Raw genomic sequence first — 18,083 nt, 5'->3', positions numbered from 1 at the left:
ACGGACGCCACATGACCCATCACCACCTGCATTCCAGCCCCGAGACCTGTCATTGGGGCTTCTTCGAGGCTGCGCTCAAGCCCGTCCTCACCATCGCGAGCGGCGACGAGGTCACGGTCGACACCATCAGCGGCGGTCCGGATATGCTGCCCGACCGCAGCAAGTTTCACATTCCGCCCGAGATGCACGAGGTTCATGCCGAAAACGAGCGCATGCTCCCCGGCCATATCCTCACCGGCCCGATCGCGGTCGAGGGGGCCGAGCCTGGCGACGTGCTCGCGGTCGAGATCCTCGACGTTCAGCTCCGGCAGGATTGGGGCTGGAACATGATCAAGCCGCTGTCCGGCACCCTGCCCGACGATTTCCACGAGACGCGCATCCTCAACATCCCGCTCGACCGGTCGCGGATGGTCGCCCGCATGCCGTGGGGGCTCGACCTGCCGCTCAAGCCGTTCTTCGGCGTCATGGGCGTTTCACCGCCTCCCGCCTGGGGCCGCATCTCCTCGCTGGTCCCGCGCGCCATGGGCGGCAATCTCGACAACAAGGAGCTTGGCGCCGGGGCGACGCTGTACCTGCCGGTGTTCGTCCCGGGCGCGCTGTTCTCCTGCGGCGACGGCCATGGCGTGCAGGGCGACGGCGAGGTCTGCGTCACCGCGATCGAGACCGCACTCCAGGGCCGCTTTCGCCTGACGCTGCGCAAGGACCTCAGGCTCGACTATCCCCGTGGCGAGACGGCGACGCACTACATGACCATGGCCATGGACCCCGACCTCGACCAGTGCGTGGTGCGGGCGCTGCGCGACATGATCGTGCTGCTCGGCGAAAGGCGCAATTTGACGCGCGAGGACGCCTATACGCTGTGCAGCCTGGCGGCTGATCTGCGGGTGACCCAAACCGTCAACGGCTCCAAGGGCATCCATTGCATGATCGAAAAGGCGATCGTGCACGGCTGAGCCGACCCGCCCACGCCTGACCGGTCGAAGCTACGCCGCCGCCTGCCTGCCGCGCGGCGTGCCTTGTCATGCCTAATTTCCCTCGCGATTCCAACAGGCTGAACACGGGCCGCAGCCTGCATTTGACTTCTGCCTCTAAACCTAAATAGAGTCTTAATCGTAACTTTTATGTACCCGCGTATGAGGCTAGCGTTCGTCCATGGCCACCGAAAAAGCCGAGACTGACCGCATTCCCGTAACCTTGGCGCTCTCGACCATCACCTATCTGGAGAAGCTGGTGAGACAGGGCACCCACGGCACCAGCGTTCCCGGCGTCGCACGTACCTTGATCGAGGAAGGCATCCGTCTCGCCATCAAGGACGGGCTTTTGTCGATCCGCGACAATGGCAGGACGTGAGCGCGCGCCGAACGTGAGGCGGACGGATCTCGAGAGGCGGATGGCCGACATCTGCAACCTGGGACCGCACCAATGCCTGTTCTCTCACCAACCTGGACCGACGAACGACTTGAACTTTTGAAGCAGCATTTCGAGGCCGGCCTCTCCTGCCGCGAGATCGCCGCCGACATCGGCGTCAGCCGCAATGCCGTGATCGGCAAGCTGTCTCGCCTCAATCTGACGCGCGGCCGGACCATCGACGACCGCAAGGTTCAGGACAGGGGCTTGGCGCCTTCGCGCACGCCGCGGACCGTGCCGCGGCTGCAATACGAGATGCTCGCCACGATCTATGGCGAGACCAGTGCGCCGATGGTCGCCGCTCCGATCGACGACGCCAATCGCTGCTCGCTACTCGAACTTGCCGAGAACCGCTGCCGTTGGCCGATCTCGACGCCCGGCGCCGACGATTTCTGCTTCTGCGGCAACTCCGCGCCCGACGGCCAGTCCTATTGCGCCGGCCACAGCCGCCTCGCCTACCGGCCGAATTCCCGCGCGCGCGTCATGCGCGCTTAGAACCATATCCTAGAGCCGTGTCCTCAAACGAAAAACCTCCGGCAGGGCATTGCCGGAGGTTTCTGGAGGTTTAGCATCAAGTCAGAGCCGCAACTTTCGTCATCGGCTTCGAGTTATATAGCTTAGTAACTCAGGTAAGTAAATAAATTTGGGGCCGATCGAATCGCATGGCTCGTCTTCGTCGCCCGCACAGGCTGCCGGATTTCCGAAAGCCATCTTCGTAAAGAAGCTCATCTCATAAAAAAGCCCCGGCGGTGTCCCGCCGGGGCTGCGTCATATCCGAAGATCAAGGCTTACCAGTTGCGCTGGGCGCGAACCAACAGGCTGTAGGTGTCCTGGTCCTTCAGCTCATAGGTCGCTGCAGGCTTGGCAACGCTGGTGAGCGCCGGCGTCGTGATCACGCCCGAGTACTTCTGGTCAAGATGGCTGTAGGTGAAGTCAGCCGAGAAGGTCAGGTTCTTGACCGGAGTCCAGCGGGTGATGACACCGATCTGGCCGATGTTGAAGTCCGGGTTGCAGGTGCCGGTCAGGGTCGCGAACGCGGCGCTGCCGCAGATCATGCCCTTGGCCGTGCCGCTGTAGTTGACGGCAGCCCACGCACCATACAGCGCCGAGTTCCAGTACGGGCTCCAGTTGTGGGTGTAGGCACCACGGAAGCCGTAGGTCTTGGTCAGCTCGAGGCCGCTGCCGGGTGCGAACACCGCGTCAGACACGCCGGCGAAGCCGATGCTCTGATACGCGCCGCCCGAACCGCCGAACATCGAGTAGTTGGTCGCCGCCAGCTCCTGGAAGTTGTAGCGGCTCGCGCCGTCGGTGTAGACGCCCGAGATATTGATCACGTCGCCTGCACCGGTCGGGATGTTCTTGATCGACAGAGCCAGCTGGACGGCCCAGCCCCACTTGTCTTCGGGATGACCGGTGGCTTCGCTCGCGCCGTAATAGGCGACGTGGTTGTCGTGCGCCGCGACCGAGGCCTGGAACAGGCCCCAGGCCTGGTCGACGCGGAGCGTGCCGACGAGATCGGGGGCGCGGGTGCCGCCGAGATCGTTGGAGCCGTACGCACCGCCGAGGACGCCGGCGGTGGACATGCCGGCAGTGTTCCAGAGGGCGGTCTGGAAGACCTGCGTCTGGTCCTGCGCCGAGACGATCGCCGTCACGCCCTGGCCGAGATCGGCGGTGTAGGTGAACTGGGCAACACCGTTGGTGGTGCCGCTGCCGCCCACGAGCTGGTCGAAGTTGTTGCCGGGATAGTTGATCCAGGGCGCGTCGAACTGCGACACGGCCTTACCCATGGTGAAGCCGGCGAACTGGATGAAGGCGTAGTAGACACCGAGCGCGCCGCCCGAAATGCCGCCGTCGGTGCCGTTGATGGCGCCGCCGCTGGACCCGATCAGGCCCGTGCCCGCGGCATTGAGGCCGAGCGTACTGCTGTACTGGGTGGCACCCGTTCCCGAGCCGGCGCCGACATAGTTGCCGGTCGTCCAGGTGAAGACCGCATCGAAATAGGTGCGGACAACGCCGTACTCGGTCGCGGTGCGCGTGTCGATGTTGAGATCTTCACGAGCGCGCATCGAATAATAGTTCGTCAGGCGGTTGTTGGCCGCGAAAACGTTGTTGTACTGGGCGCTGTAATTGCCGCCGGCATTGAGCGCCACTTCGGCACGCAGATAGCCGCCCAGCTTGATGCAGGTGTCGCTGCCCGGGATGTAGTAGAAACCCGCGCCGTAGAGCGAGCAGACCTTCACGTACTCGACCGCCTTGGCCTTGACCGGAAGATCAGCCGCCTGAGCTCCACCGACGGCGATCAGACCCGCCGCAGTGCCGAGCAAAAGGCTCTTCACCACTTTCATATTAAAACCTCCAAGTTGCTCATGTTACGAAGACCGGACCGTGAGGCCCCCCAGATCCCCGTCTTTCAAAATCCGCTCGGCCGCTTTGCGCTTCGGACACACCCTCTTTCGAAGCGAGGGACGTGAGCAAACCACCTGGCAACGGGACGATCGAGTACCCCCCACCGTCACGACGCAATATGCCTGCGCCGTTCACTAATCAAAATACCTTATTTAATAAGGTTTTGTTATTTCGCTAAAACTGTGCCCTGTACGCAACACCGCAGTGAGGCGATTCCGTGAGCTGATCATCTTTGTAGTTTTAGTGACGAAATTACCCTGCCCTGCACTTGCGTCAGAGCAGGCTTGCGTGGACTATGGCTTGCACGACACCGGCCGCATACAAATCAGATCACGGGAGTGACGCTGTGTCAGCGACGAGGAAAGAAGGGGCGCGCCTCCGCTCCATCGGCAATCTGGATATCATCAGGCGCTTCACCTGGGAGATATCGTCGATCAACATGTATCTGGAGGAGCTGCGTCAGTTCTGGGCGAGAACGCTTGGCATCAGCGGTCCGCAATGGCTGATCCTGATGGCGATCTCCGACCTCGACAAGGACGACGGCATTCCGGTCAACGTCGTCTCGAAACTCCTCCACGTCGATCCGTCGTTCGTCACCACCCAGTCCAAGCTGCTCGAGAAGAAGGGCTTGTTGCGCCGTCGCCCCTCGCCGACCGACGCAAGGGTGGTCCGGCTGTCCCTGACCGAGAAGACGCAGAAGCACCTGGCGAGCCTCAACGAGCAGTACAAGACGATCAAGGAATTCGTCTTCCAGGAGTTCGACGAGAAGGAACTGACGGAATTCACGACCAAGCTCGCGATGCTCAAGACCCGCCTCGAAAAGGCCTGCGTCCGCCTGACCCTCGACTTCTGAGGTAACGTCCCTAGATGCGCCCCGCGGCGCCGAGCCGCGATTCGAGCCAATCGAAGATGTATTCATTGGCAAGGCTCGGATTGTCCGCATGGGCCTGTGCCGCGCCGGTTTCGGCCGCGGTGAACACCTTCAACATGACATCCGAACTGCCGAGCCGGGACGTCTGGACGATCTGACGGGCCCGATCGGCCTTGAGCCAGCCGTCCTCGCCGAGCGTGATCAGCACCGGACAATCGGCGCTGGAGGCCATCAGCGGCGCATGCGGCACCGGAACGATGCTGACGTCGCTCATCGCGAATCGGCTGGCAAAGAAGGCCCGCTCGTGCAGATCCCACAGGCCGCCATCGCAGACGGCGGCCGCAAGCCGCGGCTCCTGCAACACCGCGCGGGCCACGAAGGAAGAGCCCCAGCCATCGGCGACGATCGCGACGCGCTCGAAATCAACCTCGCTGCACGTCTCCAGATAGTCCATGACGCACGGAATCGCACTCTCGAGATCCCGGCGCCGCAACAGCGCGTCGAGATAGTCGTCGCGCTGGTCGCCGAGCAGGTCCAGCGCCAGCAGCGAGAAGCCGCGCTCGCGCGCATGCGGCACGAGCTTGAACAGAAATTCCTCCTTGCGGTGGCCGGGCTCGCCGATGCAGATCACGGTCGGGGCTCGCACGCGTCCCGACGGCGCGGGCAGGAAATAGCCCTGCAACGAATGTCCGTCGAGCCAAGGGATCGTCACGACCTCCCCGGCAGGCTCGCGCGCGACGAGGAAGCGGCGGGCGCAATCCTGCATCGCGAGGACCGCGACCCAGCGGCGCTCGTCCGCCTGATCGAGCGGCATTGCGGCCGCGCTGTAGTAATTCATGGCGCGGAGCCAGTTGCGCTGCGCGGTCGCCCTGTGACCTTCCGCGAATGCGGCCTCGGCACGATGCCGATTGGCCTGCGCCAGTTTCTTCCACTCGCGATGCCAGGACTGGTCGTCGCCCCGCTTCAGCTGCCGCGCGATCATCAGGCATTCCGCGATCGTGGCGCCGCCCTCCTGGGCCGCGGTGAGGAGCCGCGTGAACTCAGCGGAGATGTCCTCTCGCTCCGGGCAAAGAATCCAGTCGTCGGAGAGGCATGCGGGTATCATCGGGAGCTACGCTCTGGTCATCGCCTTACAGATGATTGAATAAACTATTTTGGTTCCCTGACCAAGCTGCCGTGCGCCCAATGGGAGCCGTTAGCGATCACCATCGCTTGAACGCAGGGACGTGTCGCATGCGTGACATTCCAATGCGTCATGAGTGGCCGAACGCTTGCAAGAAACGCCGGCAGCACACTGGCAAAAGGTGGCACATGAAATTGCCTGCGCGCCTCTTGCCATGATGCACATCATACCTATATCGGCGCGCGCTCGTCGCCTGCCTCAGCCGAGCCGCCAGCCGACCTCCTGCGTAAAACTTTCGTAGAAGGCGCGGTCGTAGGCCTGCTCCGGCGTAGCACGAACGCGCTCGTCAAGGCGCTTTGCATCCTCGCCCACGAGAATGCGCCATTGCTCCGCCTTGACCCCGTCGAGGATGATCCTGGCGGCCTGTGCCGCCGTCGTCGGCGCATCCTCGAGGAAGCTGCGGGCGCGCTCGGCGAACGCCGCCTGGATGTCCTCGTCCGACATCTTGTCGGCATCCGGCACGCCGGCCGCGACCATGCGCTTGCGGGTCAGCGCGACCTCGTCGCCGTTGAGCCGCTCCGAACCGTCGGCGCTCTGCACCTTGCGCGAATTGGAGACGATCGAGGTGCCGATATGGCCGGGCATCACCACCGAGCATTTGACGTGCGGCGCGTGCAGGCGGAGGTCGGTGATCAGCGCTTCGGTAAATCCCTTCACGGCGAACTTCGCCGAGCTGTAGGCGGTGTGTGACTGGGTCATGCCGATCGAGGCCCAGAAGCCGTTGACGCTCGCGGTGTTGACGATGTGGGCCTCGTCGGCCGCGACCAGCATCGGCAGGAAGGTGCGAACGCCGAGATAGACCCCGCCCCAGCAGATGTTGAAGGTGCGCTCCCACTGCTCGCGCGTGTTGGTGAACAGGCTGCCGCCGCCGCCGATGCCGGCGTTGTTGAACAGAAGGTGGATCCGGTCGGTCTTCTGCTGCTCGGCGAGCTCGTCGCGGAATCGCTTGAGATGATCCTCGATCGAGACGTCGGCGACATGGGTCGTGATGCGCAAGCCCTGCGGCAGCTTCTCGACTTCGCACAGCCGCTTGGTCTCGGCCATCGCGGCTTCCGAGACGTCGCACATCGCGACATTGCAGCCCTCGGCGACGAGCTGCCGCGCGAGCTCGCGTCCCATTCCCGTGCCGCCGCCGGTGATGACGGCGGTCTTTCCTGCAAAATCCTTCATGGGACTTTCGGCCCTCCCTTGTCGGTATGTTTCTTCATCGCTACGCCGCGCATCGGAGCGCGCGCAAAATGTAGCAGCGCCGCATCCGCAGGTAAAAGCGGATCGGCGCTGCCATCGTCACCACTAATTTCGGGGCGTGGACTATTCGGCCGCCTCGACGCGCCGCTCGTTCAACGCGCCGAGCCCGTCGAGCGCCTTGCGGATTGCCGCCTGCTGCGCGCTTGAGGGCTCCGGCATCGGCGCGCGCGGATAAGTCCTGGGCAGGCCCTGCAGCGTCTGCGCATAGCGCGTGCAGGCCGGCAGATTGTCGGCAATGACGGCGTTCCACAGCGTCAGCAGCTTCTTGTGCAGGTCGAGCGCGCGCGGATGGTCACCCGCCTTCACGGCATCCCACAGCGCGACGGAGGCATGCGGCGCCGCGGTGAGGATCGCGGCGATCGAGCCCTGGGCCCCCAATGTGTAGGACGGATACATCAGGGCATCGACCGCGCTGTAGATCAGCTTGTCCGGGGCCATCATCATGAGGTCCGCGAACAGCTTCAGATCCCCCGCGCTCTGCTTGACGCCGACCACCAGCGGCACCTCGGTCATGATCCGCGTCAGCAGCGCCGGCGAAAGATACGACCACGGCACCACGTTGTAGATGATGATGGGCATGCCGGTCTCGTCCGCCATGGCGCGGAAATGCGCCACCATCGCCTCGTCGTCCGGCCTGAACAGATAATGCACCGGCGTGACCTGGAGCGCCGCGACATTCATGTCGCGCACGAGCTTGCCGCGGCGGATCGCATCGCGCGTGGAATCGACGATAATGCCTGCGATCACGGGAATGCGCCCCTTCACCGCCGCAACCGTCGCCTCCATCAGGTCGCGATATTCCTCGTGATCGAGCGTGTGCCCCTCGCCGGTCGAACCGCCGGCCGCGACACCATGCGCGCCAGCGCCGATCATCCAGTCGACCTGGGCTGCCACAAGGGTGTAGTCGATTTCGCCATCCTTCCTGAACGGCGTCGTCATCGGCGGAATCACGCCGGTCGGTCGTGTCTTCATGGTGTGCCCTCGCGTTTCATATCCCTTGTGGCAGCCCCGCTCTTTTGGCGGGTGGCCACGGTCCTGAAAGCCTAGCGGCTGCGCGCGGCCTGTGAAGCGCCGCCGGCGCGGCGCTGCCCCCACAATCGATCATCGCTGCGACTCAGCCCGGCCGGTTCCCCCGTATTTGCCCGGCTTCGGTTTACGAGCAATTTTTTTACAATCCGAATCGCTAAATGGAGTCCGGACGCTGGGTCGAGTCGGCCAGGCCAGCGTGTTGTTTGCGTCACAGGCTCTGGCACTCCGCTTGCATCCTCTTCGTGGTCAGAAACTACCGATGAGGTGACTGGAATGTTCGTGACCGTCGTTGCCGTGCTCTGCCGGCTAAGTGCAGCCAGCTCAGGCAGTTGCATCGAGGAAATCGTGACCGACAGCAACATGACGCCCGAGATGTCGATGATGCAGTGTGCGATCGGCGCACAGGCCCCCTTGGCGAAATGGATGGGCGAGCATCCGATCTACCACGCCAACTGGCGGCTCGATCGCTACAAATGCGTTCCGGGTCGCTACGAGATCAAGGGCCACGCCTGAGGCCCCGCAAAACTACTGATACCAAGACGACGACGAGGAAACGCCCCGGGCGCCGCATGGCCTGTCCGCGCGGGCATCGACAGCGCCAGCCCCATTGCGGCGGCGAGCTTTGTGACAACGATCACACCTTCCTTTCAGGCCACCGCACACAAAATGATCGCACAGGCCTGTCGCCCCTTCGGCGTCGGCATCAGCGCATAGTGGTGCGGCTGTCCACAGAGTAGATGCAGCTCGACCGGCTCGCCCAATGGGCAAGCTCGACACTGTCCAAATATGCTATGTAACCGGCGCCGAAGTGTGCTGTAGTGCCCACCTCACTAGGCTAAAACACTGGCGATCATCACCGCTGAGATTGGAATGCAGCGGTCACGCGCGAATCTCAGCGCAGCTCCTCTGCGTATCGACTGACTTTCCCTTATAGGGATGTAGCTTTTGACGATTGGAATGACCACGAGCGCCTCAGCGAAGCAAAGGCGCTGCCGGAGAAGCCAGATAGCCATGAGTGCGACAGACCGACTTGTGTATATCTGCGAGCGGGCGATGCCACACTACGGAAAAGACTTTATCAGCGCACGTCTGCGCTGAAGATAATCAAGTTTTGGTTTTCCGATTTTAGGAGCCTGAATTTTTTTTCCATTGTATGGCTCAAGATTGCTTCTTAGCACATCGTCATCGCCCACCCGATCCCCATCGATGCGAACAATAAGATCGTCATCAATTAGGAGGTGACCATTTTCAAACGCGCGATCCACAAGAAGCGAAAGACAAATACCATTGGACGGGTCTATCGCCACGAACCCATCAGACTTGGTCGTCGATTTGTTTGGCGGAAGCGGAACCACTGCGGCCGTTGCCCATAAGATGCGGCGTCGTTGGCTAATAACGGAACGAAATTTTCAAACAGTTCGAGACTTCTTGCTGCCACGACTCCAACATGTAGTTAGTGGCACGGACCCGGGCGGGATTACCGAGATGCTCTCGTGGGCGGGGGGCGGCGGCTTTGAGGTCGCGCAAGTGTCCCCCAGATTCGGCACGGGATACAGCTCGGCCGGCTTTGGGGGTATCCGACGGAGTTTAAAGAAAACGGCAATCCGCGAGGATATATTAGCAGCCTAGCAGCGAGGCAGGAAGTACAAGACCCCATTGCGGGGCGCGTTTTGTGACAATCACACCTTCTCCTTAAGCCACTGCTCGCAAGATGATCGCACGCGTACGCCGTCCATCCGGCGTCAGCGCGCGAAGGCGAATAGCGGTTGCCCGAGGCCGGAGCCGAGGCCATACTTCGCGCCTCGATTGTCGTCGATCGCGAGCCCCGTGTCGAAGCGCCCTGTTCCTCCCCCCAGCCGCGGACCTCATCAAACCGATTTGCGCGAGCGCGCCACGCTCGCGCTGCGAATGCAGAATTTCGCCGAGGCGGAGCGGCTTGCAGCCGAAGCCTTGAGGACGAGCCGGAACGATATCGTCGCGACATGGGTTCTCGGCCGCGCCTTGCTCGCTCAGAACCGCGCAGCGGAGGCCATCCTGCCCTTGGACAAGGCGGCGCGCCGCACGAGCGATCCGGGCATTGAAACTCTGCTTGGCGCGGCCTTGGGCGAATCCGGACGTCGCACGGAAGCCGTCGAACAATTGCGCCGGACCGCGGCGCGTCGCCCACCTTTCCTGCCGGCGTTCCAGGAACTCGCCGGCCAGCTTGCCAAGGATCGGCGCCTCGATGAGGCCATCGCGGTGATCGGCACCGCTCTCGCGCTCGCGCCGGAAAGCATCGACCTACAACTGGATCTTGCGCGCCTGCATCTCGAGCGCAATACGCGCGGTGAGGCGCGCGCGATTCTCGTCAAGGCCAACGAGGCCGCGCCCGGGCGTCCCGATATCTCGACCCTACTTGCACGCGTGCTGCGCCAGGATGGTGATTATGCCACGGCCGCAGAAATGTACCGGCTCGCGCTGGCGCTGCGCCCTGACGATGCCATGGCACGAGCCAACCTCGCAGCCTGCCTGTTCGAGTTGGGTCAGCGCGAAGAGGGCGAGGCGAGCCTTCGTTCGGCGGTACGCGGCCGGCCCCGGATGCTGGCACAAGCCGCCTACACGCTCGTCCATTCATCGCGCGGCCGCTTCTTCTTCCGCCCGAGCGCGCTCAAGAAGTTTCTGCAAAATGACATCCCGTGATGCGGCTCACGCACGGAACTGCCGTCGATAAGTGCCAGGCTCCTGCGCGACCGACTTCGTTACCTCGAACACCCGCCGCATCTCCTCTGCAGTCAGTGGCGCGGTCTGAGCGACCCAGGTTTCCCGCTTCACCGCCATGCATTGCGCGATCGGTGTCCCCTTCTGCAGCACGCCGTTGAAATTCACGTCGTGCCAATGCACCGGGAAATGGATCCAGCTGTCACGATATCGATCGCAATCGACGAGGCCAGTCAGCGTCGTGAAGGGCAAATCAAACCGATTGATCGGATGCATGAACAGAACCGAATAGCCTTCCGGCGCTTCGATCAGCCATGGGTTACGAAACTTGATGAGAAGCCGGTCCGGCTCGAACAACGGCGATCCCGTGACCTGACTGGAGTCGTGAAATCCAACGGGAGAGCGCGGGAAATCAAGCTCACCACCGGCTGGCAGGTCATTGTCCCAGGAAATTTCCCCATTCTCAAACCTGACATCGCACATCAATGGGATCAGGAAGCCGCTCGTCATGGCGTCGACGACCGGAGGGCATCGCTTGACCGTATCCTCCTCGCGCTGATTGATCGCGTTGAAGGCCTGCGTCGGCATCGCCTTCAGCCAGGCAGGCAGGCCTAAACTCGCAGGGACCGGCGGCGGCAATTTGTCTTCAAGACCCGGCGGACAGCGGAACTTGAGGGTCATCGGCTCGTCGGGCACTTCTGATGCTCTCATTGTCGCCGGGCGAGCCCTAGGCCTGATCGCGAACAGACAATGCATCCGTTGCGATGCTTTTCGCGCGTGTGCTCAGCCAAGCCTACGAACAATTGGTCGGAGCGAGAGGATTTGAACCTCCGACCCCTAGTCTCCCAGACTAGTGCGCTAACCGGGCTGCGCCACGCTCCGAACGTCGTTCCATTAGCTAGGATCGCCGGTTTGCGCAAGGCGAGGTCACACCATTTTGCTGCCTCTGCCGAAAGGCACCGGAACTGGCCCAAAGCCGAGGGTGTCCGGCGTCAGGCGTCCTTGAGCGCCTGATCCAGCATTTCGCGGCAGGCGATAAGCTCGGCGAGCACCCGTCCGAGGCGCTCGCGGTCGATGGCGCTGGGGCCTGCGGGCGCGGCGGGGGTGCCGCCCTTGCGGAAGGTGGTGAGGATTTCCTCGTCGTCGGTCTCGGAGAAGCGGAAGTCGATGCCCTCCTCCTCCTCGCCCTGGTAATCGTCATCGTCGCTGTCGCGGGCGCCGCGGACACCTGTCTCTTCCTCGGGCTCCATCAGACTGGCGCCGACGGCGTCCTCGATGGCGCCGAACGAGACCGCGGCCGCGCTGTCGGCGAGGCCCTGCACCGATTTGACGCCGTGTTCTTTCAGGATCCGCTGCACCCCGCGGATGGTGTAGCCCTCCCCGTAGAGCAGACGGCGGATGCCCTTGAGCAGGTCGACGTCGTCGGGCCGGTAATAGCGGCGGCCGCCGCTGCGCTTCATCGGCTTGATCTGGGAGAAACGCGTCTCCCAGAACCGCAGCACGTGCTGCGGAATGTCGAGTTCCTGCGCTACTTCGCTGATGGTTCGGAACGCATCCGGCGCCTTGTCCAAATGCCAAATCCTTATCCGGAAGGCGGATTACGCCTCGGGTTGCGCCTTGCTGGCATCACCATTGGTGCGGTGCTGGGCGTTGATCCGCTGCTTCAGGATCGCCGACGGCTTGAACACCATGACCCGGCGCGGCGAGATCGGCACCTCGGTGCCGGTCTTGGGATTGCGACCGATGCGCTGACCCTTCTTGCGGACCATGAAGGAGCCGAACGAGGATAGCTTCACCGTCTCGCCTTTCTCAAGGCAATCGGTGATCTCCTTCAGCACGAGTTCCACGAAGGCGGACGATTCCGTGCGCGACAGGCCCACCTTCTGGTAGACGGCTTCGCACAGATCGACACGCGTTACGGTTTTACTTTGATCGGTCATCGCCCTGCCCCACATCACGGCGAACAATTGTTGTCTGAAATTATGAGCTTACGATACGGCGGTCAACAGCGCTCATCAATGCAAGCGCATCGATAATCCGCGCTGATTCGGGCAAAATTTTATCGACTGTGGCTTACCAGCGCACCAGCGCGGAGCCCCAGGTGAAGCCGCCGCCCATGGCTTCGAGCAGAACCAGGTCGCCACGCTTGATGCGGCCGTCCTTGCGCGCCACCGACAGCGCCAGCGGGATCGAGGCCGCCGAGGTGTTGCCGTGAAGGTCCACCGTCAGCACCACCTTCTCCGGCGCGATATGGAGCTTATGCGCGGACGCGTCGATGATTCGCTTGTTGGCCTGGTGCGGCACGAACCAGTCGATGCTGTCGGCATTGAGCCCGGTCGCCTTGAAGGCGTCGACGATCACGTCGGTGATCATGCCGACCGCGTGCTTGAAGACCTCGCGGCCCTCCATGCGCAGATGGCCGACAGTCTGGGTCGAGGACGGGCCGCCGTCGACGAACAGCTTCGCCTTGTGACGGCCGTCGGAGCGCAGATGCGTGGTCACGATCCCGCGGTCGGTCGCGGCATTGCCCGGCTGCTCCTGTGCCTCCAGCACCACGGCGCCGGCGCCGTCACCGAACAGCACGCAGGTGCCGCGATCGGTCCAGTCGAGGATGCGCGAGAAGGTTTCCGCCCCGATCACCAGCGCGCGCTTGAAGGCGCCCGTGCGCAGGAAATTATCGGCGGTGGCGAGCCCGAACACGAAGCCCGAGCACACCGCCTGAAGGTCGAAGGCCGCGCCGTGGTTGATGCCGAGCCCGTGCTGCACAGCGACCGCGCTCGCGGGGAAGGTGTTGTCAGGCGTCGAGGTCGCGAGCACGATCAGGTCGATCGACTGCGCGTCCACGCCGGCATCGGCGAGCGCAGCCTGCGCCGCCTTCAGCGCCAGATGCGAGGTGAACTCGCCCTCGGCCGCGATATGCCTCTCGCGAATGCCGGTGCGTTGCACGATCCACTCGTCGGACGTGTCAATGCGCGCCGCCAGTTGGGCGTTGGTCACCACCTGCTCCGGCAGATAGGAGCCGCAGCCCAGCACGACCGAACGAATTTGAGTCACGAAACATCCTCCGGCGCGGGCTGCACGAAATTGAGCGCACCACCTTCGCGGTTGAGCATCTGATTGATCTTGTTGAGGAGATCGAATTTGACCATCTCATAGCCAACATCAATCGCATAGGCAAAGCCTTCGGCAGCGATTCCGCCATGGCTCTTGACCACGATCCCATTCAATCCCAGCAACACGCCGCCGTTGGATTTGTTCGGATCCATCTTGTTGCGCAGGGCCTGGAAGGCGTTGCGCGCAAAGAGATAGCCGAGCTTTGACAGCCAGTTCCGCTTCATCTCGTCCCTGAGCAATTCCGCCATCTGCCGTGCGGTTCCCTCCGCAGCCTTCAGCGCGATGTTGCCGCTGTAGCCCTCGGTGACGATGACGTCCGCCACCCCCTTGCCGATGCCGTCACCCTCGACGAAGCCGAGATAGTCGAGCTCAGGCAGGTTCCTGGCGCGCAAGATTTCGCCGGCCTCGCGGATCTCCTCGTGCCCCTTGATCTCCTCCACCCCGATATTGAGCAGGCCGACCGTGGGTCGTTTCTTGTTGAACAACACGCTGGCCATCGCCGCGCCCATGATGGCGAGCGACACCAGATGGTGGGTATCGCCGCCGATGCTGGCGCCGAGGTCGAGGACCACGGAATCGCCGCGCCTGGTCGGCCACATGCCGGCGATGGCCGGACGGTCGACGCCGGGCAGCGTGCGCAGGTGGAAGCGCGACATCGCCATCAGCGCGCCGGTATTCCCGGCCGAGACCGCAACATCCGCCTCGCCCTTTTTCACCGCATCGATGGCAAGCCACATGGAGGAAGTCCGGCGGCCGCGCCGCAGCGCCTGGCTCGGCTTGTCCGACCCGCTGACCGCGACATCGGTGTGGATGATCTTCGACGCCGCCTTCAGCGCGGGGTGGCGCTCGAGCTCGGGCTCGATCTTGGCGCGGTCCCCGATCAGCAGGAATTCGATCTCGCGATGCCTATCAAGCGAGATGGCGGCGCCTGGAATGACCACGGCGGCGCCGGCGTCGCCCCCCATGGCGTCAAGCGCGATGCGAACCTTGCTTGGCATAAAAGTCCTGGAAACCTGGTCTGGTGCGGTCTTGAACGAGCGGGGCCGCAAATGGGTCCGCCACGAACATGGCGGTCGGTCAAGCGCCACGCTGCACCCCGACCGGGGCGCGACAATAGCGTTTTGTTATCCCGAAACAACCTCTTGCCCCCAGCCTTTTGGATTCGGGAGCATCGGGCCGCGGACGGACTAATTCACAAGAAACGCATCAAAATCAAACAGATAATTCGACCTTTCAAACCACCATCGCAAACACCTCGCGCCCCGTAGCAAAGCGGTCCTCTGGGGGAGACGGCACCTATTGGTCTTTCTTCTTGTCCTGGAGTGCCTTCAGGACCGCAAAGGGATGGTCCTCCGGATCGGGGGCGATGACCTCGGGCTCAAACACCACCCCCGGTTTCCGCGGATAGGGATCGACCGCCAGAAACAGGGCGTCGGTGGCGAGCCGGCCGAGGTCGATGATGCCATTGACGATCGCCTCCGGGGGGTCGGCGACCTGCTCCTGATCGTCCTGCCCCTCCTCCATCAGGTCGGCCAGGCGGCGGACCTCGGCCTCGGGGGCAAATATCAGGTCCACCTCCTCGTCGATCTCGCTCTCCATCGGGTCAAGCGTGACCACACAGGTCTGGCCGATCCGAGCACGAACGTGGCCCGTAACCTGGATCCGGTTGCCGCTTTTCGGCACGACATCGAAGTCGGCCTGGACCGAGACAACCTCGCGCAAGCCTGCCGTCTCGGCCATGGCCTGCCGCTCGGCGGCCGAGGCCTCGAGCTTGCGATGCAGGCCGGTATCCGGGATCTGGGCAACGATGACGGGCACCCGCCAGGGATCGGGCCCGGATGCTGGTATCGGTCGGGTCATGGCGTGACATCCTCAGGAAGCGCTGGAGGAAACTTGAAGGACGCACCCAGCAGTGCGGCCTCGCCGGTCCGGCCGAGCTCGGCCTCGGCAGCCCTGGCATAGGCCGCGAGCCGCTGCGCCTGGTCCATGCCGGCCCCATTCAAGATATTCTTGCAGATCGCCGATGCCAGCGCCTCGCCGCCGCTTTCCATGGCCTGATCGTAGGCCTGGACCCGGCCGTAAAATGCCTCGCCGAAGGCCCGCATCCGCTTCGGCACGGTCTGGTCGCCTATCCCCATCTCGCGCAGATTGTCGTCCATGTCCTCGCAGAAGCGGTCGAACAGCGCCTGCGACAGCTCGGTGGCGCCCTGAACCGTGCGCAGACGGCGCAGCAGCAGCCAGAGGTGCAGCAGCAACAGATCGAAACGCCCGTTAACGCTATCCGGCACGCCCAAGTCTCGGTAAAATATGGGTTCTCGCGCCTGCGTCACGATCATGCCATAGATGGCTTCAATGGTGCCCGGCGAGGCTAGGCGGGGTTTCCTGAAGTGATTGAACGGCCAAAGCATTGTGGTTTCCGCAAGCGGGCGCGCGCGTGTTGCATTCAGAGCCTCCGCCCGGTACTTCAGCGCCTCGCGCGACGCAAGGGGACGGAATCAGTTCCGCTATGACGATAACGAACCAGACCAGCCTGCGTGCAGACAAGCGGCGCGGCCTTCAAGCACGTTGGCGCGGCTTGCGCCTGTTCGCGGCCGCGGCCCTGGTGGGCGCTGCGCTTGCGGGCTGCACCGGCGAGCAGTTCCAGAAGGGTTACATCCTGCCGCCCAACGCGCTGGAGCAGATCCCGATCGGCGCGAGCCAGGATCAGGTGCTGATCGTGATGGGCACCCCCTCCACCGTCGCAACCCTCGACGGCGAGGTGTTCTATTACATCTCGCAGCGCTCCGAGCGCATGGTCGCCTTCATGAACCAGAAGGTGGTCGATCAGCGCGTCATCGCGGTCTATTTCGACAAGAACCGGCGCGTGCGCCGGCTTGCGAATTACGGCCTGCAGGACGGCAAGATCTTCGACTTCGTCAGCCGCACAACGCCGACGTCGGGCCAGGAGATGAGCTACCTTACGCCGATCTTCAAACTGCTCAGCTTTAACTGAGCCTTCAGCCTGCGGCCTCGTGCGGCTTGCCGTTGCGCGTCCGGTTCCATACGCTCCCCGCAAAACAAGACCCAGGGAGTGGATTCGTGCCCAATCAATTGCTGTCCCGCCGTCGTGTGCTCACCGGTGCTGCCGCCCTCTCGGCCGCAGCGATCCTGCCGCGATCGAGCCTGGCGGACTGGAAGCCCACCGAAAACGTCCGCCTCGTCGTGCCGGCGGCCGCCGGCGGCTCGACCGACGTGATGGGTCGGCTTCTGGCCGCGCATCTGCAGACCGCCTGGGGCCAATCGGCCGTGGTGGAAAACCGCTCCGGCGGCGGCGGGACGATCGGCACGGCCGAGGTGGTCCGCGCCAAGCCGGACGGCCACACCATCCTGATCGGCAATCCCGGCCCGAACGCGATCGCCTACAGCATCTTCAAGAACCTCACCTACAAGCCGGACCAGCTCCAGCCGGTCTCCAATATGATCCGGATCCCGAACATCGTCTCGGCGCATCCCAAGACCGGCATCAAGTCGATCGCCGAGCTGGTCGCCTATCTCAAGGCCAATCCGGACAAGCTCAGCTACGCCTCCTCCGGTGTCGGCCAGAGCCCTCATCTCACCGGCGCCTGGTTCCTGCAGCTCACCGGCCTGAAGATGACGCACATCCCGTTCCGCGGCGCCGGTCCCGCGCTCCAGGCGGCGCTCGCCGGCGACATCCAGATCCTGTTCGACAACCTCTATCCGAGCCTGCCGCAGGTGCAGAACGGCACCCTCACCGGCCTCTGCGTCACCACGACCGAGCGCAGCGACCTCGCGCCGAACCTGCCGACCATGCGCGAGAGCGCGCCGGAGCTTGCGGCTTTCGACGTCTCGTCGTGGTTCTCGGTGTTCCTGCCGAAAGGTGTGCAGCCTGCCGTTGTCGAAGCGCTCAACCTTCAAGTGAAGGCGATGCTCGAGCGCGACGACATCAAGAAGAACATCGTCGCCATGGGCGCCCGCGCCGACTACGGCACGCCCGACCAGTTTGCCGCCTTCGTGGACGCCGAGACGAAGAAGTTCGCCGGCATCATCCAGAAGGAAGGGCTGCAGATGGACGTGCAGTAGCCTTCGCATCCGCGGACACGGCCCAACATGCATCGCCGGCCCGTGTTT

Annotated in this window: 21 protein-coding genes and 1 tRNA gene; 9 read left to right on the top strand and 13 right to left on the bottom strand. The window is 63.4% G+C overall.

Translation table 11 applies throughout. The annotated features are described in order from the left end of the window. Nucleotides 1-11 precede the first annotated feature (11 nt). The 3 genes from AC0L3K_RS02575 (at nucleotide 12) to AC0L3K_RS02565 (ending at nucleotide 1,902) form a co-directional block, all read left to right on the top strand. Nucleotides 12-953 (top strand): acetamidase/formamidase family protein, encoded by a 942-nt coding sequence (locus AC0L3K_RS02575; protein WP_219682250.1) that lies wholly within the window; start codon nucleotides 12-14, stop codon nucleotides 951-953. A 199-nt stretch (nucleotides 954-1,152) separates the two neighbouring features. After that, nucleotides 1,153-1,350, top strand: a complete 198-nt coding sequence (locus tag AC0L3K_RS02570; protein WP_007603456.1) for a hypothetical protein — start codon at nucleotides 1,153-1,155, stop codon at nucleotides 1,348-1,350. Nucleotides 1,351-1,422: 72 nt separating this feature from the next. Continuing rightward, on the top strand, nucleotides 1,423-1,902 hold the full coding sequence (locus AC0L3K_RS02565) for a GcrA family cell cycle regulator (RefSeq protein ID WP_007603455.1): 480 nt from the start codon (nucleotides 1,423-1,425) through the stop codon (nucleotides 1,900-1,902). Nucleotides 1,903-2,195: 293 nt separating this feature from the next. Here AC0L3K_RS02565 and AC0L3K_RS02560 read toward each other — a convergent pair whose 3' ends face one another. After that, nucleotides 2,196-3,752 (bottom strand): porin, encoded by a 1,557-nt coding sequence (locus AC0L3K_RS02560; RefSeq protein ID WP_219682251.1) that lies wholly within the window; start codon nucleotides 3,750-3,752, stop codon nucleotides 2,196-2,198. A 407-nt stretch (nucleotides 3,753-4,159) separates the two neighbouring features. On the opposite strand from AC0L3K_RS02560, the gene AC0L3K_RS02555 reads away from it, so the two are divergent. Beyond that, nucleotides 4,160-4,666: a MarR family winged helix-turn-helix transcriptional regulator gene (locus AC0L3K_RS02555; protein WP_007603453.1), complete on the top strand. Its 507-nt coding sequence runs from the start codon at nucleotides 4,160-4,162 to the stop codon at nucleotides 4,664-4,666. Nucleotides 4,667-4,676: 10 nt separating this feature from the next. On the opposite strand, the gene AC0L3K_RS02550 is transcribed toward AC0L3K_RS02555, so the two are convergent. The 3 genes from AC0L3K_RS02550 to AC0L3K_RS02540 all read right to left on the bottom strand — a co-directional run bounded on the left by AC0L3K_RS02550 (nucleotide 4,677) and on the right by AC0L3K_RS02540 (nucleotide 8,087). Continuing rightward, nucleotides 4,677-5,789: an alpha/beta hydrolase family protein gene (locus tag AC0L3K_RS02550; RefSeq protein ID WP_007603452.1), complete on the bottom strand. Its 1,113-nt coding sequence runs from the start codon at nucleotides 5,787-5,789 to the stop codon at nucleotides 4,677-4,679. 276 nt (nucleotides 5,790-6,065) lie between these two features. Continuing rightward, nucleotides 6,066-7,037 (bottom strand): SDR family NAD(P)-dependent oxidoreductase, encoded by a 972-nt coding sequence (locus AC0L3K_RS02545; RefSeq protein ID WP_007603451.1) that lies wholly within the window; start codon nucleotides 7,035-7,037, stop codon nucleotides 6,066-6,068. Nucleotides 7,038-7,178: 141 nt separating this feature from the next. Next, a complete protein-coding gene (locus tag AC0L3K_RS02540) occupies nucleotides 7,179-8,087 on the bottom strand; it encodes a dihydrodipicolinate synthase family protein (RefSeq protein WP_007603450.1) in 909 nt (302 codons plus the stop codon). A 330-nt stretch (nucleotides 8,088-8,417) separates the two neighbouring features. On the opposite strand from AC0L3K_RS02540, the gene AC0L3K_RS02535 reads away from it, so the two are divergent. After that, complete coding sequence (locus tag AC0L3K_RS02535) at nucleotides 8,418-8,657, top strand: hypothetical protein (RefSeq protein ID WP_007603449.1); 240 nt, start codon at nucleotides 8,418-8,420, stop codon at nucleotides 8,655-8,657. 548 nt (nucleotides 8,658-9,205) lie between these two features. On the opposite strand, the gene AC0L3K_RS02530 is transcribed toward AC0L3K_RS02535, so the two are convergent. Next, the gene (locus tag AC0L3K_RS02530) at nucleotides 9,206-9,451 is read right to left on the bottom strand and encodes a hypothetical protein (RefSeq protein ID WP_157158691.1); all 246 of its coding nucleotides are present in this window, start codon (nucleotides 9,449-9,451) and stop codon (nucleotides 9,206-9,208) included. Here AC0L3K_RS02530 and AC0L3K_RS02525 point away from each other — a divergent pair. Both AC0L3K_RS02525 and AC0L3K_RS02520 read left to right on the top strand, forming a co-directional pair. Next, the gene (locus AC0L3K_RS02525; RefSeq protein ID WP_371261361.1) at nucleotides 9,432-9,773 is read left to right on the top strand and encodes a DNA methyltransferase; all 342 of its coding nucleotides are present in this window, start codon (nucleotides 9,432-9,434) and stop codon (nucleotides 9,771-9,773) included. The genes AC0L3K_RS02530 and AC0L3K_RS02525 overlap by 20 nt on opposite strands. A 249-nt stretch (nucleotides 9,774-10,022) precedes the next feature. Next, complete coding sequence (locus AC0L3K_RS02520; RefSeq protein ID WP_245286058.1) at nucleotides 10,023-10,823, top strand: tetratricopeptide repeat protein; 801 nt, start codon at nucleotides 10,023-10,025, stop codon at nucleotides 10,821-10,823. 6 nt (nucleotides 10,824-10,829) lie between these two features. Here AC0L3K_RS02520 and AC0L3K_RS02515 read toward each other — a convergent pair whose 3' ends face one another. The 8 genes from AC0L3K_RS02515 to AC0L3K_RS02480 form a co-directional block, all read right to left on the bottom strand. Further along, complete coding sequence (locus tag AC0L3K_RS02515) at nucleotides 10,830-11,522, bottom strand: hypothetical protein (protein WP_007603447.1); 693 nt, start codon at nucleotides 11,520-11,522, stop codon at nucleotides 10,830-10,832. 123 nt (nucleotides 11,523-11,645) lie between these two features. Beyond that, nucleotides 11,646-11,723: transfer RNA gene (locus AC0L3K_RS02510), tRNA-Pro, on the bottom strand. A gap of 110 nt (nucleotides 11,724-11,833) precedes the next feature. Further along, nucleotides 11,834-12,412, bottom strand: a complete 579-nt coding sequence (locus AC0L3K_RS02505) for a MerR family transcriptional regulator (RefSeq protein ID WP_007611070.1) — start codon at nucleotides 12,410-12,412, stop codon at nucleotides 11,834-11,836. A 27-nt stretch (nucleotides 12,413-12,439) separates the two neighbouring features. Next, nucleotides 12,440-12,781: an integration host factor subunit alpha gene (locus AC0L3K_RS02500; protein ID WP_018456841.1), complete on the bottom strand. Its 342-nt coding sequence runs from the start codon at nucleotides 12,779-12,781 to the stop codon at nucleotides 12,440-12,442. A 133-nt stretch (nucleotides 12,782-12,914) separates the two neighbouring features. Further along, nucleotides 12,915-13,895 carry a beta-ketoacyl-ACP synthase III gene (locus tag AC0L3K_RS02495; RefSeq protein ID WP_026233249.1) on the bottom strand — a complete coding sequence of 327 codons (981 nt, stop codon included), beginning with the start codon at nucleotides 13,893-13,895 and terminating at the stop codon, nucleotides 12,915-12,917. Further along, nucleotides 13,892-14,953, bottom strand: coding sequence for a phosphate acyltransferase PlsX (gene plsX / locus AC0L3K_RS02490; RefSeq protein ID WP_219685260.1), 1,062 nt, complete (start codon nucleotides 14,951-14,953; stop codon nucleotides 13,892-13,894). The genes AC0L3K_RS02495 and plsX overlap by 4 nt, the downstream gene beginning before the upstream one ends. Before the next feature lie 298 nt (nucleotides 14,954-15,251). Beyond that, entirely contained in the window at nucleotides 15,252-15,815 is a 564-nt protein-coding gene (locus AC0L3K_RS02485) for a YceD family protein (protein WP_007603442.1), read from the bottom strand. Further along, nucleotides 15,812-16,363, bottom strand: a complete 552-nt coding sequence (locus AC0L3K_RS02480) for a ubiquinol-cytochrome C chaperone family protein (RefSeq protein WP_007603440.1) — start codon at nucleotides 16,361-16,363, stop codon at nucleotides 15,812-15,814. Before AC0L3K_RS02480 ends, AC0L3K_RS02485 begins: the two co-directional genes overlap by 4 nt. Before the next feature lie 98 nt (nucleotides 16,364-16,461). Between AC0L3K_RS02480 and AC0L3K_RS02475 the strand changes: the two genes are divergently transcribed. Together AC0L3K_RS02475 and AC0L3K_RS02470 are read left to right on the top strand one after the other, a co-directional pair. After that, on the top strand, nucleotides 16,462-16,947 hold the full coding sequence (locus AC0L3K_RS02475; RefSeq protein WP_007603438.1) for an outer membrane protein assembly factor BamE: 486 nt from the start codon (nucleotides 16,462-16,464) through the stop codon (nucleotides 16,945-16,947). 86 nt (nucleotides 16,948-17,033) lie between these two features. Then, a complete protein-coding gene (locus AC0L3K_RS02470) occupies nucleotides 17,034-18,035 on the top strand; it encodes a Bug family tripartite tricarboxylate transporter substrate binding protein (protein ID WP_007603437.1) in 1,002 nt (333 codons plus the stop codon). Nucleotides 18,036-18,083: the final 48 nt, after the last annotated feature.

This window comes from Bradyrhizobium sp. MI1.10 (assembly GCF_055811035.1).
This window is presented reverse-complemented; position numbering and strand designations above follow the sequence as displayed.

Excerpts from the sequence above, each read along its gene's own strand:
- AC0L3K_RS02550 (WP_007603452.1), bottom strand. The coding sequence starts at position 5,789 with ATGATACCCGCATGCCTCTCCGACGACTGGATTCTTTGCCCGGAGCGA.
- AC0L3K_RS02545 (WP_007603451.1), bottom strand. The coding sequence starts at position 7,037 with ATGAAGGATTTTGCAGGAAAGACCGCCGTCATCACCGGCGGCGGCACG.
- plsX (WP_219685260.1), bottom strand. The coding sequence starts at position 14,953 with ATGCCAAGCAAGGTTCGCATCGCGCTTGACGCCATGGGGGGCGACGCC.
- AC0L3K_RS02575 (WP_219682250.1), top strand. The coding sequence starts at position 12 with ATGACCCATCACCACCTGCATTCCAGCCCCGAGACCTGTCATTGGGGC.
- AC0L3K_RS02500 (WP_018456841.1), bottom strand. The coding sequence starts at position 12,781 with ATGACCGATCAAAGTAAAACCGTAACGCGTGTCGATCTGTGCGAAGCC.
- AC0L3K_RS02570 (WP_007603456.1), top strand. The coding sequence starts at position 1,153 with ATGGCCACCGAAAAAGCCGAGACTGACCGCATTCCCGTAACCTTGGCG.
- AC0L3K_RS02515 (WP_007603447.1), bottom strand. The coding sequence starts at position 11,522 with ATGACCCTCAAGTTCCGCTGTCCGCCGGGTCTTGAAGACAAATTGCCG.
- AC0L3K_RS02535 (WP_007603449.1), top strand. The coding sequence starts at position 8,418 with ATGTTCGTGACCGTCGTTGCCGTGCTCTGCCGGCTAAGTGCAGCCAGC.
- AC0L3K_RS02560 (WP_219682251.1), bottom strand. The coding sequence starts at position 3,752 with ATGAAAGTGGTGAAGAGCCTTTTGCTCGGCACTGCGGCGGGTCTGATC.
- AC0L3K_RS02475 (WP_007603438.1), top strand. The coding sequence starts at position 16,462 with ATGACGATAACGAACCAGACCAGCCTGCGTGCAGACAAGCGGCGCGGC.
- AC0L3K_RS02565 (WP_007603455.1), top strand. The coding sequence starts at position 1,423 with ATGCCTGTTCTCTCACCAACCTGGACCGACGAACGACTTGAACTTTTG.
- AC0L3K_RS02540 (WP_007603450.1), bottom strand. The coding sequence starts at position 8,087 with ATGAAGACACGACCGACCGGCGTGATTCCGCCGATGACGACGCCGTTC.
- AC0L3K_RS02480 (WP_007603440.1), bottom strand. The coding sequence starts at position 16,363 with ATGCTTTGGCCGTTCAATCACTTCAGGAAACCCCGCCTAGCCTCGCCG.
- AC0L3K_RS02485 (WP_007603442.1), bottom strand. The coding sequence starts at position 15,815 with ATGACCCGACCGATACCAGCATCCGGGCCCGATCCCTGGCGGGTGCCC.